This is a genomic window from Paenibacillus sp. MAHUQ-45, from assembly GCF_058133325.1.
This window is the reverse complement of sequence record NZ_JBYUPV010000001.1, coordinates 189,590-203,170: the sequence shown is the minus strand read 5'-3', so window position 1 is coordinate 203,170 and position 13,581 is coordinate 189,590. Positions and strand designations below refer to the sequence as shown.

General features: G+C 47.0%; 13 protein-coding genes. 4 read left to right on the top strand and 9 right to left on the bottom strand.

What is annotated here, in order from left to right; all coding sequences use genetic code 11:
- Nucleotides 1–103 precede the first annotated feature (103 nt).
- Nucleotides 104–1,696, bottom strand: coding sequence for a helix-turn-helix domain-containing protein (locus tag AC3Y23_RS00910; RefSeq protein WP_379194669.1), 1,593 nt, complete (start codon nucleotides 1,694–1,696; stop codon nucleotides 104–106).
- A 179-nt stretch (nucleotides 1,697–1,875) separates the two neighbouring features.
- Here AC3Y23_RS00910 and AC3Y23_RS00905 point away from each other — a divergent pair, with 179 nt between their 5' ends.
- Both AC3Y23_RS00905 and AC3Y23_RS00900 read left to right on the top strand, forming a co-directional pair.
- Entirely contained in the window at nucleotides 1,876–2,238 is a 363-nt protein-coding gene (locus AC3Y23_RS00905; RefSeq protein ID WP_379194667.1) for a MerR family transcriptional regulator, read from the top strand.
- Nucleotides 2,239–2,369: 131 nt separating this feature from the next.
- On the top strand, nucleotides 2,370–3,125 hold the full coding sequence (locus AC3Y23_RS00900; RefSeq protein WP_379194665.1) for a Nif3-like dinuclear metal center hexameric protein: 756 nt from the start codon (nucleotides 2,370–2,372) through the stop codon (nucleotides 3,123–3,125).
- A gap of 103 nt (nucleotides 3,126–3,228) precedes the next feature.
- Here the strand turns inward: AC3Y23_RS00900 and AC3Y23_RS00895 are convergent, their stop codons facing one another.
- From AC3Y23_RS00895 to AC3Y23_RS00885, 3 genes are all read right to left on the bottom strand, one after another.
- Complete coding sequence (locus AC3Y23_RS00895; protein WP_379194663.1) at nucleotides 3,229–4,380, bottom strand: stalk domain-containing protein; 1,152 nt, start codon at nucleotides 4,378–4,380, stop codon at nucleotides 3,229–3,231.
- A 182-nt stretch (nucleotides 4,381–4,562) separates the two neighbouring features.
- Nucleotides 4,563–5,495, bottom strand: coding sequence for a DMT family transporter (locus tag AC3Y23_RS00890; protein WP_379195727.1), 933 nt, complete (start codon nucleotides 5,493–5,495; stop codon nucleotides 4,563–4,565).
- Nucleotides 5,495–6,355: an AraC family transcriptional regulator gene (locus AC3Y23_RS00885; RefSeq protein ID WP_379194661.1), complete on the bottom strand. Its 861-nt coding sequence runs from the start codon at nucleotides 6,353–6,355 to the stop codon at nucleotides 5,495–5,497. Before AC3Y23_RS00885 ends, AC3Y23_RS00890 begins: the two co-directional genes overlap by 1 nt.
- A 145-nt stretch (nucleotides 6,356–6,500) precedes the next feature.
- Here AC3Y23_RS00885 and AC3Y23_RS00880 point away from each other — a divergent pair, with 145 nt between their 5' ends.
- On the top strand, nucleotides 6,501–7,679 hold the full coding sequence (locus AC3Y23_RS00880; protein ID WP_379195725.1) for a DNA glycosylase AlkZ-like family protein: 1,179 nt from the start codon (nucleotides 6,501–6,503) through the stop codon (nucleotides 7,677–7,679).
- Nucleotides 7,680–7,737: 58 nt separating this feature from the next.
- Here the strand turns inward: AC3Y23_RS00880 and AC3Y23_RS00875 are convergent, their stop codons facing one another.
- Nucleotides 7,738–8,325, bottom strand: a complete 588-nt coding sequence (locus AC3Y23_RS00875; RefSeq protein WP_379194659.1) for a TetR/AcrR family transcriptional regulator — start codon at nucleotides 8,323–8,325, stop codon at nucleotides 7,738–7,740.
- A gap of 177 nt (nucleotides 8,326–8,502) precedes the next feature.
- On the opposite strand from AC3Y23_RS00875, the gene AC3Y23_RS00870 reads away from it, so the two are divergent.
- Nucleotides 8,503–9,243, top strand: coding sequence for an SDR family oxidoreductase (locus AC3Y23_RS00870; RefSeq protein WP_379194657.1), 741 nt, complete (start codon nucleotides 8,503–8,505; stop codon nucleotides 9,241–9,243).
- A 223-nt stretch (nucleotides 9,244–9,466) separates the two neighbouring features.
- Here the strand turns inward: AC3Y23_RS00870 and AC3Y23_RS00865 are convergent, their stop codons facing one another.
- From AC3Y23_RS00865 to AC3Y23_RS00850, 4 genes are all read right to left on the bottom strand, one after another.
- On the bottom strand, nucleotides 9,467–10,162 hold the full coding sequence (locus AC3Y23_RS00865; protein ID WP_379194655.1) for an HD domain-containing protein: 696 nt from the start codon (nucleotides 10,160–10,162) through the stop codon (nucleotides 9,467–9,469).
- Between the two features lie 219 nt (nucleotides 10,163–10,381).
- The gene (locus tag AC3Y23_RS00860; protein WP_379194653.1) at nucleotides 10,382–10,672 is read right to left on the bottom strand and encodes a hypothetical protein; all 291 of its coding nucleotides are present in this window, start codon (nucleotides 10,670–10,672) and stop codon (nucleotides 10,382–10,384) included.
- Nucleotides 10,673–10,702: 30 nt separating this feature from the next.
- On the bottom strand, nucleotides 10,703–11,827 hold the full coding sequence (locus AC3Y23_RS00855; RefSeq protein WP_379194651.1) for an MBL fold metallo-hydrolase: 1,125 nt from the start codon (nucleotides 11,825–11,827) through the stop codon (nucleotides 10,703–10,705).
- Nucleotides 11,824–13,578 carry an ABC transporter ATP-binding protein gene (locus tag AC3Y23_RS00850; RefSeq protein ID WP_379194649.1) on the bottom strand — a complete coding sequence of 585 codons (1,755 nt, stop codon included), beginning with the start codon at nucleotides 13,576–13,578 and terminating at the stop codon, nucleotides 11,824–11,826. The genes AC3Y23_RS00855 and AC3Y23_RS00850 overlap by 4 nt, the downstream gene beginning before the upstream one ends.
- Between the last annotated feature and the right edge of the window lie 3 nt (nucleotides 13,579–13,581).

Here is a 13,581-nt window from a genome sequence, read left to right as displayed (position 1 = left end):
CTCCATATTCATGAGAATGATTTTCTTTCTCAACAAACAATAGCACGTAATCCTTCTCATGGACATGGATTATGGGAAGATGAGTTCTGGATTTTTGTTACCTTCAAAACTGAAAATTGCGTCCACCCAAAAGTTCAGCAAAATAGGATAAGGCGCGATCATGAGACCAAGCAGAATACTCCAGGAGTTTTTCGGTGCCAATGTCAAAGATTCTGTTATTTTTGGCCGCCGTCAGATTTCGTAATAACTTGCTTCTCTGTAATGCCCTCCACTCTAACATTGCCTTTGGGGAAGGATCAATCATGATAACTAGCGCATCAGCGTCATACACCGGCAGATCTTGGCGGGTCACTGTTTCATACACATCCATTGCCTTTAATGAATGAGTAGCGGTTAGTTGAAAATCTCCATAGAGTACCGCACCCACATTCCGGTCCCCGTAGACCCGATATTCATCATCCATGATCCGCCAGATATTAAGTGTCGCACCACCCAGATACCTGCGTACCTTGCGCCGGACAATGTCTGCCCTCTGATCATACTCCGACAACCATTGTTGTCCCTCTGGTTCTAGATCGGCAGCTTCAGCAATGAGCGTCAATTGTTCACGCCAATTTGCAGTAAGCCAGGGAACCGTGACGGTCGGTGCGATTTGCTCCAATTCATAATGCGCCTGTGTATTCAAAAAATCGGTGCAAAAGATAAGCTCAGGGTTCGCGCCTTGTAGCATGGCCACATTGTCTCCCCACATTTGTCCTACACCTTGTTCATCAGAATGCAAGCGAAGCATTTTGGAGTCCGGCTTATGATTCGGATAGAATGCAGCCGCCGTGGGCAGTAATTGCAAGGCAAGCAGACTTCCGAAGATCGGTTCGGACACACTGGCAATTTTTCTTCTACGGCTATTTACATAGGTCAAGGGAGACATTCCGATCTGCTGTTTGAACCGCCGGCTAAAATAAAATTCATCGTCAAATCCCACACGAGAGGCTGTATCCTTAACCCCATTCCCCGATAACAATAGTCCCTTAGCCTTGGCCATTCGCAAATCCATAACAAATGCTGTTGGTGATTGCCCCATTAACTGCTGAAAGGCTCGTGAGAAATAGCCTGGACTAAGTCCAGCTAACTGCGCAAGCTCGGTTCGTGTTAACTCCTGATCGATATGCTCCCTGATATAGTTAGATACACGTGCAATCGCCTCAGCCAACGTTTCCTCAGCAGAAGGCCTGGCTGTTGAGGATTGTAGCAATGCCATCAGCTGGTAAAAATCAGCCTGTCCACTGTAGCGACTGGACGACTCAGATATCTGTACCTGGTGTAATCTGTCACATAGGCCCGCCAGCATTTGAGGATTCTCACAACGCAGCCACTCGTACCGAACTAGATTATGTTTTGCTACAAGATTCTCTTCCTTCTGTACATAAGAATCAAATTGAATCCGCCAGCCCTTAAAGAGCTCCTGAGCATCTGCGATGATCTTGAGCTCTTGCCCTGGGGGCAGTATACAGATCTCTCCAGAAGCTAGTGAACAAGCTTCACTCCCCCACTCCACCGCTGCTCGGCCGTTCAAGCAAATCACCATTGTATGTGAATCTATGCTGGAATAGAAAGTCTCGCCATTCATCACAATCTCAATCACTTGTATTCCATTGAAGCGCAATATATCCGTAAAGACGTCCTCAAGTCTATTCATTGAAATCCCCCTACTAAACGTCTAAGCTCCCAGTTTATTTTACTTGACTATACCTGTTCTCTGCATAAATGGAAAAGGGAGAAAATTGGAATTAGTAACTTTGCTAACGCTATCAGGTTGTATTGAAGCTCACTTTAAGGGTTATAATAGCCATAATTCATGTGCAGAGGATGAAAACCATGTATACGATCAAAGAGGTCTCCGAAAAATTCAATCTGGCTTCCCACACACTGCGATATTATGAAAAGGAAGGGTTGTTGCCGCCTGTTCACCGTATGGACAATGGCAGACGCGTCTACAACGAGACGGATTTACAGCGGATTCAAATGCTGTGCTGCATGCGGGACTCCGGCATGTCGATTGAAGCGATCAAGCACTATAATGAACTGATCCTTCTTGGGGACGACACTGTACCGGAAAGACGTGAAATCATTTCTCGGCAAAAAGAGACCGTTCAACAGCACATCGCAGAATATCAGAAGTATCTCGATCTGTTATCTCAAAAACTGAACTACTACGATGCTTTTTTAGACAAAAAGTAAAAGAAGCCGCCTCTTTGGTGGCTCTTTTTATATCTATAGCTTAGCTGATTTAAAAACAATAATTTACATAAAAGGGTTATACGAACACATCATCGAATAAGAATCGGAGACAATTTTAAGGGGGGGTTAAGATGTATCTAACTGATTTCAATGACTTCATTAAGAGTACTTTTGGCAGCTTGGTTGAACAATTTAAAGAAAATGATGAGTATGGCTATAATAATCCACGATCACAGGAGATTATTCGGGTTGGGTTTACAACGAATTTAACTCCAGACGTGATTCTCAAAGCAGTCGATCACAAGGTTCAGTTCATTATTACACACCATGACGCCTGGGATTTTCTATACGAAGTGAAAGAGCAGTGTATGAAACACCTGATCGACAATGAGATTTCACATTTTTATATCCATCTCCCTTTGGATTGTGCAGAATTTGGTACCTGCAACTCGCTTTTGCAAGAAATCGGGATCTCAAAAATAACTCAGCAGACACACTATGAGGACAACCACGAAATCATTGGTATCGGTGAGTATAACGAGCCTATAGCTTTTGAGGAACTAGTGGATAGAATTTCAACCGCATTAGGTGAGGATGTGAAGGCATGGAAAAACTCCAATACAACGATAAAGAAAGTCGGAGTCGTCACTGGCGCTGGAAATTCCACAGATCTAATCAGACAAGCCAAAGAAGCGGAGTGCGATGTGTATATCACGGGTGAAAAATCATTGTATTCTGTTCAATACACGAAATTCGCTGGCATCAATCTCATCGTTGGAAGTCACACATTCACAGAGATCTTTGGTGTTAACTCTCTTGTGAAGAGGCTGAAAGCAGCTTTTAACGAGATTGAGACCATCTATCTTGAAGAGGAACATATGGAGTAAATCCAAGATATGAGTTTTATTAAAAAAAGCCCATAGACCAGACACATCTTTAGAGAAATGTGTTGAGCCTATGGGCGCTTTTCCTATAACCCTCGAATTACGCTTATTTTTGGGCTGTAGCAGTCACCTGAATATCATCAAAGTACAGTGTGGTTAAGCCTTCAAAACCAGAGTCTGCGCCGATTAGAACATACATCACTCCCTTGGCATTTGTCTTCACCTTGGCGTTGTAATGAAAATCGACTCGCTGATAGCCTGGCTTGTCCGATTCCGGCTTCGCGGCATTGCCGATCACCTTGATCTCCTTGCCGCCGGTCCCTTGACTACCGGTATCTACATTCATTCGATAATACTTTCCTCCGGCATACTCTGTTGGGACTGATAACGGTTCATTCGTAAGAATGCCGGCTTTGATGAAGAGCGATTCCGCTGGCGAACCGCCAATGCCAATTGATCCTCCAGCCGCATCCGTATACATAGCAAAGTTAAGTTTTACATCATAAGTGGTATTCGGCTTAAATCCTCCGATCCCCCGAGAGAGGAACATAAACAAATCGTCGCTGCGGTTATGCCCGGAAAGCTGGAGGCCATAGTTTGTCTTGTTGTTTTGTAGTGGTAGAAGCTCACGGTTATATTTCAATTCATAGATGGTTTTATCATAATTAACCGGTAGATCCGCGAACCCGCCTTTCCATCCCTCGGTATCTTTATTGAATAAAAAGCTAAATTGTTTGGGCTCCTGAACCGCTTCCTTGCGCGCGATCGTCAAGGTATGCGTCCCGGCATCCCAGGTCAAGTTAGCATTCAAGAGAGTGGACAACGACCTGGCAGGGACAAACCATACCCCTTTTACCTGACGGATCTGTTCAGGCAGCTTCACACGTTCTCCCTTGGCATTGATTGCATAATCCGAGAACCTTGTAAATTGAACGGTGCCCAGGCTAGGCCCCGATAATTCGAGTGTTCCCTTCTTCGGATTCCAGTTCACCGTGCATCCCAATGATTCGGCTGCGGCCCGAAGCGGGATCATCGATGTGCCTTTTACCACGAACGGGGCAGCGTTCAGACGATGCTTCCCTTGGCCGTTAACATAGACGGGATTATTCAGCTTGAATATCACAGTCCCGGAAGTCATTGTCGTTGTCACTGCGCTCTTCACTGGTGAGGCCGCTTCCGCATGCAATTGTGAGGTGTTGTTTAAGGATAAGGCTGTTGCCAAAATAATGCCGGATAAGAGAATCTTCTTCTTGTTCATAGGTCTGCACCTTTCTTTGCGGGTATAGCAGGTAGACGCAGGGTGCAAGAAAAAGGTTGCAGTGGGGTTCACCAGTATCGTTATTCCGTGTCCCCAGATTTTGACCACCTACGCGAAAGGATGCGTATTAGCGAACACTTAAATAGCCTGACTATTGGTATACAGCGCCGTGTCCATTTTTTCTATAAAGATCCTTGCTCTGTGACAGAATCCGTTACATGCCTGCGCTTACGAAGGAATCTTTGTTCCGACACGATTAAACCTACCAAGGTTAGCGCAATACCCACGATACCAGCACCGGTAATCCTTTCATTCAACAACAAATAAGCTGCTACTACAGTAACTACAGGGGTCAAATAAAAGTATACGCTGGTCTTGATCGCTCCCAGAATGCCGACACTCCAGTTCCAGCTGACATAACACAAGGCCGAAGCGCCCAAGCCAAGGAATAGAAAATTCCACAAATGAGACCCTGTCCCAAACCGGACCAGATCCAGTCGGAAATCACTAAACAAGGTTACCGGCAGCATAAAGATCAGTCCGTAGAAGAAGACTCTCCGGGTCATGCCAATTGAAGGGTATTGAAACTGATTGATCTTGCGCAAAAGGATTGAATACAAAGCCCAGCTAATGCAAGCAAGAACGGCCAGCAAATCCCCAAGTGGATTTAATTGCAGCTTCGAACTGCCACTCCAGGAAATAAGGGCAATCCCAATCATCGCGATCAGGAAGCCTACAAAAAACCGAAAATGCAGCTTCTCATCCTTCAAAATAAAATGGGCAGCCACCGCTGTAAAAAAGGGAGCTACGGTGACGATGACGCCAACATTGGAGGCATACGTATAGGTTAGAGCAATGTTTTCCAGGAGAAAATACAAGGTCACGCCGCACAACCCGGCCGCTGCAAACAGCAGTTCCTCCCCTCTCTTCCGAAACGGAATCAGTCTTGGATGAACGATCCACAAGGCGACATAACCAATCAAAAATCGGGTAAACAAAATCTCCATGGGACTAAAATCGCTCAAAAGTACTTTGGACGAGATGAAGGTGGTTCCCCAAAACAATATGGTAACCAGCGTTGCGAGATGTGCGGCCGCGTGATAACGAGAATTCATCATTGGCGCTCACCCGAAAGCAAAGTTTCTGCAGCCGTTTCCTGATGAAAGATCCGCATATACTGCCGCGGGGTCAGGCCAATCAATCTTTTGAAAAAATGTGTGAAATGGCTTTGATCGCTAAAGCCTGTCATATGTGCTATTTCAACAGGAGCAATACCCTGTTCCAATAGCTTCTTAGCATTGCCAATTCGAATCGTCTCCAAGTAATTATAGGGAGAAATCCTCTTATGCCGAGTGAAGGCGCGTAAAAAATGATACTTGCTGAGCCCGGCCAGATCACTCAATTCTGACAGCGTAATTTTGGATGCATAATGGGTCTCCATATATTCGCACACAACCTCAAATTCGGAAGGCCCCTTCTTTCCTGTCTGTTCATGCTCCTCCGGCGAATTCGCATAATCCTGCAGCAATTGGACAATAAAAAAGAAGAACAATTCCTCTTTGATAAAATCCGGTTCCCCCCTAAAGATCATTTCATGCAATTCTTTTAAAGCTGGCGCAAATTCGCTCCCGGAAAGTACATTCAGTGTGAATGAAGGCAAAAACGCATGGCCCGTAATATCTTTCATCATGCTCATCATACGATCCGGCTTAATATTGATGCTGCGATAATCTAACGGCCTGCCGTCCACTTCTTCACAGGAATGAACATCACCAGGATTAAAGATCAGGAGATCACCGGGCTTGATACTATACTCTATATTGTTGCACAGCATGCGGCGCGGACTGTTCTCTATATATCCGAACACATAATGATCATGAAAGTGATTGGGGAAGCTATGCATCACACCCTGAAACCAGTAGGCTTCCACTTGCAGTTCAGTATCGTAATAGGCGGTTCTTAACTCACCAGGCATGACAACCCCTCCTCTAATATGCTCCGTTACTATACCAAATACGGCGACGCAAGGATTGCATAATATTGCTCTGATTCGCACTGTAAATAAGAACTGTTGTTTGGTATATTGAAGTTGTAATCATTCCTTATTATAGAAAGCAGGGATTATTATTACACAGCTATCATATTCAAAAGCAGATATCCGAAAATACTTAATCACCTACCATCATTTAAGCGACGACTCCGCACTTCAGAGCACGTCTCAGATTGCCGAGTATATCCGTAAAGTTGGCTGTATTCAATACGATCCACTCGATGTCGTAGGCCGTAATCCTGATCTTACGCTGCAGTCTCGCTACGCTACATACCGTAAAGGAGATATAGATCAATATCTCTACACCGAGCGGATTTTGTTTGATGTGTGGGACAAGAACATGTCTATCTGCGAGGTCAATGACTGGCCTTCTTTTCAAAGATTCAGGGAGAGGTATCTACGCTGGTGCCATGAGCACCAAGAGACCATTGATGTCATAACTGCATACCTAAGAGAACACGGGACGGCATGCTCCTCCGATTTTGTACTGGAAGAAAGAGTGGATTGGCATTATGGGCCGCAACGGCTGGCTAAAGCTGCCTTGGAAGCAATGTGCTACGCCGGTCTTGCCGTTGTTCATCATAAGAAAGGGACTCGGAGATATTATGGCTTGGCCGATCAATTTATACCCGAACCGTATTTCAGTTCTCCGGCACCTTATACGACAGAGGAAGAATTCTACAAATGGTTTGTGCTGCGGAGAATCAATAGTGTTGGCCTCTTGTGGAACAGACAAAGCGATGCTTGGCTGGGCATTAACGGGCTCAAAAGTCAGCATCGGAACGAGGCGTTCCAAGCGCTGATCGATGAGGGGAGCATTTATGAAGTAGCCGTTGAAGGTATCAAGCACCCGCTGTATCTTGCGACTGATCACGTAGAATTATTAAAGTCCTCTGCAGAACGGGAGCTAAGCGGCAATACGGCCAGAATTCTCGCCCCGCTGGATAACCTGATGTGGGACCGTAAGTTGATTCAGGAATTGTTCGGCTTCGAGTATACATGGGAGGTCTATGTTCCTGCTCCCAAGCGCAAATACGGTTATTATGTGCTCCCTGTGCTGTGCGATCAGCAGCTAATTGGCCGAATTGAACTGGAAACGGATAAAAGCAGCCAGACTTTGATCGTGAAGCACTTTTGGCCACAGTCTGAAATGAACAGTCTCGACTATCGCGAGCAGCTGCTCACCGGCTTGGAACGATTTAAACAATACAATCTTTGTAGTGGGATCGAAATTGGCTGTGATCTGTAAACAGCTAAAAACTCGCGAACAGCCTTGTCACCTTGAGACTTATCGCGGGTTCTTCATGTTAACTTTTCATTTGCATATAAACCTCATTTTTCTCAAACAGATGCCGCACTTGAGCCGCCATATATGCCGGAGGGTGCGGCATTTTGTTGCGAATCCACCATTCCAGGATACCGACAAAGGCGGAAGACATAAACTCGGCGTTGATCTCATTATCAATGGCTGTTCCTGCCGTTTGCTGATCCAGCTTCTCCTTCACGTTGCTCGAAATAAATTGCAGCAGCCGCTCACGGAAGAGAGCCGTCCGCTGATTAAGCAGGATCGCCGAGAAGAAGCGAAAATGCTCCCCTAAGTAATCGAAAACCAGTTGGAGCTCATCCTGATCCATTGAAGTCGCTGATGTAGCAGGTTCATGAGTACCACAAAACGAAATAAGCTTGTTCAAATGTTCCTCTATATATTGATCCAGCAGGTCGTATTTGTCGCTGTAATGCAAATACACCGTGCCCCGGTTAACGTTCGCCTGATCCGCAATCTCATTGATTGTAATCTGCTCAAGTTCCTTCTCTGCAAAAAGCTCCAGAAACGCCCGGTTAATCGCTTCCTTGGTTTTAGTAATCCGCCGGTCAACCTTTCGCTCGCTTGCCATTTGAATCTCTCCTTCACTTTATTGAACAGTTTCATCCACTCTGTTGATTATGGGACAAATACACGATGATTAGCGATTGAATGAATCTAATATCTTTATATAATGTTAATCAACGGCCGTTAAATAATCAACACAAGTTAAATAAATATTATCTTAATGCTAAAGGAGAGAAATCAAGTGGACAACACTAGAGATAAAGTAGTTATTATTACAGGGGCATCAAGCGGAATCGGTGAAGCTACTGCAAGACTGCTGGCAGAAAAGGGAGCCAAGGTTGTATTGGCTGCCAGAAGAGAAGAGCGGCTGAAGGTTATTGTGGAGGAGATTAAACAATCGGACGGGGAAGCTTCTTATATTACAGCAGATGTCGTTTCTGCTGAGGATCTGCAGCAGGTCGCACAATTTGCTCTGGACCAATATGGCCGGATTGATGTACTGGTCAACAACGCCGGAATTATGCCAGTTTCGGTGCTGAATGAAATGCGGGTTACCGACTGGGACCAAATGGTTGATGTTAACATCAAAGGGGTGCTGAACGGTATTGCTGCCGTACTTCCTATCATGAGAGAACAACAATCCGGTCATATCATCAATATTTCTTCGGTGATGGGGTACGAAGTCAGCCCGACTTCGGCTGTATACAGCGGCACCAAGTTTGCAGTCAGAGCAATTACAGAAGGGTTACGCAAGGAGGAATCCCCGGCCTCACACATTCGTACGACGCTCATCGCGCCGGGAATCACTGAAACGGAGTTATTCGGCACCGTGACAAGCCCGGCGGTTCAAGCTATGGCCGAGCATATGGGCGGGTTGGCAATCTCCCCTTACAGCATTGCAAGAGCGATTGCCTTTGCCGTCAATGAACCAGAAGACACTAGCGTAAATGAGATGATTATTCGGCCTACTCTGCAGCCTTAAAGTCTGCAGATGTTATCATCTGATCCGAACATCGAGCATTGCCGGTGATACACCGCAAGTCTGAAAAAACCGCGAAGCGCCTTGGAAGATCAAGGGTGCTCGCGGTTTTTTGGTGAAGCTATATCCATAATTAGCTGGATGAATACTATTAGCGGAAAAGCATAAGTTTCGTGGATAAGATGCTTTTTCAAAACTTTTGCCGCCTTATCTCGATATGGTTACTTCAACGGAAGGTTAGCCTCAGTTCGTTCTCGAATTGCTCTAAAAAAGTGATCATCACCTGATGTCGCTGAGCAGCCATTCGCCTCCCGGGCACCGTATGCATACCGTCTGCAAGCTTTAAGAGCTTTTCATAGAAATGCATGTGTACCGAACCATAGGGACGAACGTTAGGGTCGAATTCAGCCACCACTGACTTCTGCTCCTCCTCAATCATCGGCAGTCCATGTGCGCCTCCGAACATAAAAGTACGGGCGATTCCAACCGCACCCAAGGCTTCCAGCCGGTCCGCATCCTGCAAAATCTGCGCATCTAGCGAAAGGATGGCGTTAGCGCTATAGCTTTCGTGAAGCGCAATGGCATCCAATATTCTAGCGAAGGCCTGCTCTCCGATCTCAGGAACAAACAGTGGCTCGAACTCCCTGCGCAGATCGGCTATCGCCTCTGGGCTAAAATGCAGCTGGCCGGTTTCCTTCTCTTCTTTGCGATAATAATCATGCATCAGCCCGGCTGCTGCAGCGATATCTACATCGGCATGGAGTTCATCCGCGATGCTCGTCGCCAGCTCCATCACTCGTACCGCATGCAAAAAATCATGACCAGTCGTATCATCGCACATCTTGGCAAATACCTTGGCCACGACAGGTCCGATCCATTCCGGCAAAGGCATTGTAATGTATGGAAAATCCAGCTTTCTCACACCTATTCCTCCTAATGCTATCTATATTCTTTCAGGCGAACGCTTGCGAGTCAGGGCAATAGTGCTTTTACTAATTAGCACAGATTCTACACTCTCAACTTGGCGTAGCCCACTGCATTCCCGAATTGGCATAGCTCACTGATTCCCAATTAAGAGCATTTTTGTACCTTATTTTTCTTGTATTTAGGTTATTTAAGGAAATAAGAGCATTTTTGTAGCTTAATTTTTGGAAAAGAGCCCTGAAGGGGGACATTTGGAAAATTTAACGTACAAAAATGCCCTTATCTTATGCAAAACACCTGCTGCATCCGATTTAAGGTACAAAAATGCACTTATTGACACCATGGGGAGCCTTGAGCCACCCTTCCCCTGCATGTCTCCTCGACTTTTTGTTTCGATCTCTCGTTTCTCTTCTTTCTCTTGTTTTTCTTGTTTTTCTTGTTTTTCTTGTTTTTCTTGTTTCTCTTGTTTCTCTTGTTTCTCTTGTTTCTCTTGTTTCTCTTGTTTCATTCTCTGGTCATCTCTTCTAACTCGTTTCCCCTACGACCATATGTGCCATTCATGCTGCCTAAGCAGCCTCATTCCGCACAGCGCTTTCTCCTCAAGCCCCCTCGGGGCTTCCCCGTAATGCATCAAATAGGTATATTGGCGAATGGCCTCAGGGTATTGGCATAATGCTTCAAAGCTGGCATGGACGGGGCTGGAATCAAAGCTGCAATCGTGGTAAAAATCCGTAATTCCTTCTTGGTGAAGCTTGGACACCAGTTCTGCGTCAGCCACCATATCCGCACTATAAAAGAAGCGACTATCGATCACGAGCGAACAGCTGAACTTGGATGGCACGTGATGTGAAGAGAGCCAGCGCATGGACAGTAGCTGTTGGTCTGCTTCAGCGCCAAAGCCGCTACCAGCATTAATAGCCTTAGTAGCACTACCAGCTTCACTAGCTTCACCGGCATCACCAGCATCACCAGCCTCACTAGCGCCACCAACACCACTAGCACCACCAGCTTCACTAGCACCACCAACTCCATCAATACCACCAGTAGCACCAGTACCACCAGCACCACTAGCACCACCAGCTTCACTAACACCACTAGCATCACTAGCACCACTAGCACCACTAGCACCACTAGCACCACTAGCACCACTAGCACCACTAGCATCACCAGCATCACCAACACCACTAGCACCACTAGCACCGCCAGCAACACTAGTACCACCAGCACCACCAACATCACCAGCATCGCTACTGGCCGTTAGCCAAAAAAGTTCTCCCTCTTCGACGGTCTGTATATCAAAGTAGTCCGCTAATGATGTTTTTCCTTCAGCAGCATTCTCCAAGGTTCCGCGTAAATGCTGCTCCCATAACACACTCTGCAGCGGAGCCGGAAGCCAGAGCTGCATCTTACGCCCGGCAGCATAGGCTCCATACAAAGCGGCTTCATCCAGCCCTCCGCAATGGTCATAATGCAGATGTGTAATAAAGATGCCATCAATATCCTCAAATCCGAAGCCGAGTTCATACAGGCTGTGCCAAGCCAGTGCACCGCAATCGATCAGAAAGCGGCGGCCACTTACTTCCACCAGTGCATTGTTATGATAAGTCGATTTTACAAATCCGTTGCCGACACCGAGCATCATGATGCGGAATTCCTGGTTCATATGATCACTCCACCGCCAAGGGCCGGCTCTTGCAGAGCCGCAGCGGATAAAGCCTCTACCAATTCATCGGAAGTCAGGGCTGCCGGTGTCCATCCCCAGATGTGCGACAGTTCAACCACTGGCGGAAGTGTAATATGGTACCGCTCCAGTTCTTTTCCCTTCGAAAATACCTCACGGGTAGGCGCGTCCCACACAATCTGTCCCTGGGATAGCACAATGGTGCGCGGAATATAGTCTGCTACAACCCGCATGTCATGTGTAAGCATAATGATCGTGTGGCCTTGGCGCCACAGCTCGGTAATATAATCCATCATTTCCCGGCAGCGTACGGAATCCAGCCCGGTCGTTGGCTCGTCCAGAATAATCACTTCCGGCTGCATCACCAGAATGGAGGCGATCGCCACTCTACGCCGTTCGCCCCGGCTTAAGAAATGGGGATGCTCCTGCAGATATTTATCAATTTGCAGCAGTTTAGTGACTTTCTTGACACGTGCCTCAATCTCGTCGGCCGGCAGCTTCTGAACACTTAAGCCATAAGCGACTTCGTCATACACGGTACGGCGAACAAACTGATAATCTGGATTTTGAAAAACAAAGCCGATATGACGCACACGCTGGTCAGCCCGGTATTCACTTGAAGGTCTGCCGTGAATAAGCAGCTCCCCGCCATACGGTTTTAATAGACCGGTAATCAGCTTGCAGAGGGTGGACTTGCCCGCCCCGTTGCGGCCGATAACCGCTGCAAATTCGCCTCTGCCGATCCGGAGATTCAGCGGCTTGATCGTCATCTCGTCTTCCTGCTTACGGTAGCGGAACGTAATATTCTTCAGCTCCAGCAGCGTTTCACCAGCGGCTGCTACCCCGCCTTCAAGCGTATGACCACTCCCCAGCTTTGGAGGCTCAGGGCGAACAATACCTCTGTTGTGCAATGCCTCCCGCAGCTCCTCCACGGTCAGCGGATCGCATTCGCCGTGCTGTTCGTCTTCTATCTTTACACCCAACTTGCGGGCCAGTTCAATCACCTGTGGCAACGGCAGCCATTCACGAACAAGCGGTTCATCATACAGACGGCTTGGCGGCGCATCTGCTACGATCTTCCCTTCAGCAACAACGATCACCCGGTCGACATAGGGCATAGAGACATCAAGATTATGATCGACGAAGACGATTGTATATCCCCATTCTTGATGCAGCTCACGGATCGTATCCAGTACCATTTCTTTGCCAAGTGGATCTAGCTCCGCAGTTGGCTCGTCCAGCACAATGACCTTCGGCTTCATCATCAAACAGGCAGCGATCGCCACCCGCTGCTTCTGCCCACCGGACAGATCCAGTGTGGAGCGAAGCAGCAGCGATTGAATCTCTACTCTCTCTACAACTTCTTCCAGTCGCCGGTCAATTTCGTCAGCGGAGAACCCCATATTTTCAAGAGCAAAGGTTAGTTCTTCCTTCACTGTTCCTCTGACAAGCTGCCATTCCGGGTCCTGCAGCACCGTTCCGACGACCGAGACGAGATCGTTAGGATATACATCCTGTACCTTGTTTCCGTCCACCGTCACACTGCCCTGATACGTAGAGCCTTCTGTCTCATGCGGAATCAATCCGTTAATCGAGAAGCAAAGCGTCGACTTCCCGCCGCCGCTCGGCCCTGTGACAAACACAAATTCGCCAGGTGTAATGTTCAAATTCAATTGATGCAGCATCGGCTTCCCTGATGAATAGGTGCAGCTATAGTTATCGAAAGTGATCATCTT